This is a genomic window from Nocardiopsis sp. NPDC006832 (assembly GCF_040635885.1).
Lineage (GTDB): Bacteria > Actinomycetota > Actinomycetes > Streptosporangiales > Streptosporangiaceae > Nocardiopsis.
In genome coordinates this window covers 1-4,123 of sequence record NZ_JBEYLC010000126.1, presented here as the reverse complement: position 1 = coordinate 4,123, position 4,123 = coordinate 1, and the positions used below count along the sequence as shown (strand labels likewise).

Annotated in this window: 4 protein-coding genes; 2 read left to right on the top strand and 2 right to left on the bottom strand. The window is 69.2% G+C overall.

Annotated features, from left to right (window positions below; all coding sequences use genetic code 11):
• Window positions 1–70 precede the first annotated feature (70 nt).
• A complete protein-coding gene (locus tag ABZ717_RS28390) occupies window positions 71–862 on the top strand; it encodes a class I SAM-dependent methyltransferase (protein ID WP_358516282.1) in 792 nt (263 codons plus the stop codon).
• Window positions 863–1,097: 235 nt separating this feature from the next.
• A complete protein-coding gene (locus tag ABZ717_RS28385; protein ID WP_358516279.1) occupies window positions 1,098–2,891 on the top strand; it encodes a stealth family protein in 1,794 nt (597 codons plus the stop codon).
• 56 nt (window positions 2,892–2,947) lie between these two features.
• On the opposite strand, the gene ABZ717_RS28380 is transcribed toward ABZ717_RS28385, so the two are convergent.
• Together ABZ717_RS28380 and ABZ717_RS28375 are read right to left on the bottom strand one after the other, a co-directional pair.
• Window positions 2,948–3,889, bottom strand: coding sequence for an MBL fold metallo-hydrolase (locus ABZ717_RS28380; RefSeq protein WP_358516276.1), 942 nt, complete (start codon window positions 3,887–3,889; stop codon window positions 2,948–2,950).
• Window positions 3,890–3,940: 51 nt separating this feature from the next.
• On the bottom strand, window positions 3,941–4,123 hold a 183-nt coding region (locus ABZ717_RS28375; protein WP_358516273.1), incomplete at its 5' end, for a hypothetical protein.

Sequence of the window (4,123 nt, the reverse complement as noted above, 5' to 3'; positions counted from 1 at the left end):
ATGTCGACGCGAACATGATGGGATGCCAACGCCCGAAAGCACCCCCGAAACCGAAGGCCAACGCGAGCCGATGTCGAAGAAGACCGACGCCCTCACCAGGGACCGTTCCTCCCTTGGTCACCGAATCCGTTACGCACTGCGCAACCCCGCCAAGGTGGGGCCGTACGTGCGTCGTTCCATGCGCGACCTGCGCCTGCGCCTGACCCACCGCGACCACGTCTCCTACTACCGCGCCGTCATGGCCTCCGACGCCGCCCGCGACCCCAAGGCCGCGGTCGGCAGTCGTAACGAGGAGCGGTGGCTGGCGCTGGGGCGGATGCAGTTCGAGTACCTGCTCGGACACGGGTTGGAGCCCGGCCACCGCATGCTCGACATCGGTTGTGGGAACCTGCGCGCCGGCTGGCGGTTCATCGGCCACCTGGACCCGGGCGGTTACTACGGAATCGACATCTCCCCGGACATCCTCATGTCCGCGAAGAAGGTCCTGGCCGAGCGCGGCCTGCAGCACAAGCTCCCGCACCTGACCATCACCCAGGACCTGACCTTCGACTTCCTGCCCTCCAAGCACTTCGACGTCGTCCACGCGCACAGCGTCTTCTCGCACTCGCCGCCGGAGGTCATCGACGAGGCCCTGGCCCACGTGGAACGGATCCTCGCGCCGGGCGGCTTCTTCGACTTCACCTTCGACCGCACCGAGGGCACCGAGCACCACGTGCTGCGCGAGGACTTCTACTACCGCACCGAGACCCTCGTCGCGTTGGCCGAGAAGCACGGGCTCCGCGCGCGTTTCATGGACGACTGGGAGAGGCTCCCGCACGGGCAGTCCAAGATCCGGGTGACCCGCCCCGACCTCCAGGAGTGAGCGGGCGGGAGTGAGCGGGGAGGGACATGGTCTTCGATGGCACTCGGTTCCATCATGATCACCACGGGTGAGAATCGGGTGCCCATTGTCGCGGTTCGGTCCCGAACCGGTCTTTAAACGACCTTGAGGTGTCCTGGTCGTCATCCGAAACCGGATTTCGCGAGTCAAAGGGATGAATCCCCCATATCCCCCGGTTCGACACTCTCAGTGACGAGCCACTCGCGAAAGGCCGTCCATGCTCGTGACAGCCCGCCTGAAGCGCGCTGCCGAACTCCTGATCCCCCACTCCGTCAGGGCCCGTCGAGAGGAGGAACGCCTCAGAGAACGGGCACGGGCCAAGGAGGAACGCCGTCTGGAGCGCGTCACCCGACGCCGCGCCGCCCTCCTGGACTCCGACCCGAACCTGCGCTCCTACACCGTCGAGGGCACCGAGCGCATCGGTCGCGTCGTGCGGGACTACACCGCCGCCGGAGCCGCCGACCGCAACCTGGACCTGGTCCTGCGCGCCCTGGAACACGCCGGGATCGACCACTTCGTCGTGCCCGGCCGTTCCCCACGACGCCACGTCCTGGGCGTACACCGCTCCCGGCGCAAGGACCTGCTGGAGGCCATGCGCGAACTCCACGACGACGGTCCTCTGTACGCCGTCGCGCCCGGCCCCGACGGTAAGGTCGCCAGAACCTCCGCCTACGTCGACGGCGCCCTGGACGCCGAGGTCAAGAGCGGCCTGGTGATCCGCTTCGCCGAACTCCTGCTGTCCGAACACGAGGATGAGTTCGGCGGGTTCGACCACGGCTGCGACGTCGAGTTCTGGCGCGACGCCACCAAGGTCCTGGCCGGGGAACGGGCCGAAGACGCCCTCGACCGGCTCCGCGTCAAGATCCCCGTGGGCGCGATGGACGGAGCGCTACTGGGCCCGCGCCCCAACCGGATCGCCGACGTATTGACCACCGACGCGCGAAGATCCGCCACGCTCACCGTCCGAGGGCGCGAACTGCCCACCTTGGAACCGTTCTCGCACCGACACCCCGAGGACGTCGGATTCCCGGTCGACGTCGTCTACACCTGGGTCGACGGCGCCGACCCCGTGCACGCCGCCAAGCGCGCCCGCCACAGCGGCGAGGTGGTCGACCTGGCCTCCCACGCCGCCAACTCCTCGCGCTACACCGACCACGAGGAACTGCGCTACTCGCTGCGCTCACTGCGCATGTACGCACCGTTCGTTCGCCACGTCTACCTGGTCACCGACGCGCAGGTGCCCTCCTGGCTCGACACCGACGCCCCGGGCCTCACCGTGGTCGACCACCGCGACATCTTCACCGTCCCCGACGCGCTGCCGGTGTTCAGCTCACGGGCCATCGAGACCCAACTGCACCACATCGAGGGCCTGTCGGAGCACTACCTCTACCTCAACGACGACGTCTTCTTCGCCAAGCAGGTCGGAGCCGAGTACTTCTTCCACTCCAACGGGATCGTCCGGCTGCCCTTCTCCGGACACCAGATCGGCGTGGGCGCCCCCATCCCCGAGGAGGTCGCCCCCAACTGGGCGGGCAAGAACGCCCGGGCACTGCTCATGGAGGACTTCGGCGCGACCATCGCCCAGAAGGTGCGCCACGCCCCCTTGCCACAGTCGCGTCGGATCCACCGGGAACTGGAGGAGCGTTACCGGGAGGACATCGAGCGCACGGCTCGCTCGCGCTTCCGGCACCCGAGCGACATCGCCCCGGCCACCACCCTGCACCAGTACTACGCCCTCTTCAGCGGGCAGGGGGTGCGCGGCAAGTACCGCACCCGCTACATCGACATCGGTACCGCGCAGGCGCGGGAGAACCTGGCGGAGCTGGGCCTGGACGCACCGTTCGACTTCCTGTGCCTGAACGACTTCGACACCCCGCCCGAACGCCAGGAGGAGGTGGCCGGGATGCTCCGCGACTACCTGGAGCGTCGCTTCCCGTTCCCGTCGCCGTTCGAGCGCGCCGACGTCCTCGTCGGTGAGGACGCCCCGTCGCGCACCGAGGCCGCGGCCTGATCGTTCCCGGGGCGCGGACGAGGGCCGCGCCCCGGGAATCGGGTTCGTTCCGTCCGTCACAGGGACGTGGACATCGGGCCGCCGTTCCACTCGACCGCGTCCTTCAGCGCCCGTCGCAGATCCATCGCCTCACCGGTCAGGTCGGCCTGGGCGCGGTGCAGATTCATCACGATGCGTTCGGCGTCGGCCCAGTCGGCGAACCCGCCCAGGTCGGCGGCGCGGGCGGCCTCCAACGGGGTGCGCCCCTCACGCACCGCGTCCTCGGCGGTGGCCAGCACGAACCGGTAGTAGTGCTCGTGCGCGGCCAGGACCTCGTCCAGGTCGCCGGCCTGGAACACCGGGCCGTGCCCGGGTACGACGTGTTCGGGGGAGAAGGAGCGCACCCACTCCAATGAGCGCAGCGCCCCGTCGAACGAACCCATGAACACCAGCGGGGTCAACCCGTGGAAGATGAGGTCCCCGGTGAACAGCACCCTCTCCTGTGGTAGCCAGGCCACCACGTCGCCGGGGGTGTGCGCGGTGTATCCGGGGTGGCGCAGGTCGACCCGGCGCCCGCCCGGGTGCAGGGTGAGTTCCCGGTCCAGGGTCACCGAGGGAACCCTGCGGGTGACGTCGCCCCAGTCGGGGACGGGGTTCCACACGGGCGGGAGGCTCTCGAACAGCGGGTCGTTCTCCAGGGCCTCGCGCATGGCGGCCTGCCCGATCAACACGGTCGAGTCGGGCAGCAGGCTGTTGCCGTAGGTGTGGTCGCCGTGCTGGTGGGTGTTGAGCGCCCAGCGCACGGGAGCGTCGTCGGTGGCGGTCGCGAGGGCGTCCAGGAAGCGGCGGGTGCGTGTGGCGGTGGCGCAGGTGTCGATCACCAACGTGCCCTCGGTCCCGGTGACGGCGCCGGCGTTGTTCACCCACCAGGTGCCGTCGGGTTGCACCCAGGCGTACACCCCGTCGACGACCTCGTGCAGTGCCCCGCTCTCCGGTCCGGTACCCGTCGCCTCGCCCACGTGCGTCCCTTCGTTGATGCCCGATCGTCGACCCGACAGCGTAACGCGCGGTCACGTTCCGTAGGCGGGGATCGCTTCAAGAACCTCGAACACACCGCCGTGGACCGCGCGAAGGATCTGGGCCGCCGACACCGGCCACGCCTGGACGGTCGACCACACCGGGGAACCGAACGGGTCCTGGACCGCACCCACGTCACCTATCGGGACCTGTTGGCGTCGCGCCTGACCGAGCTG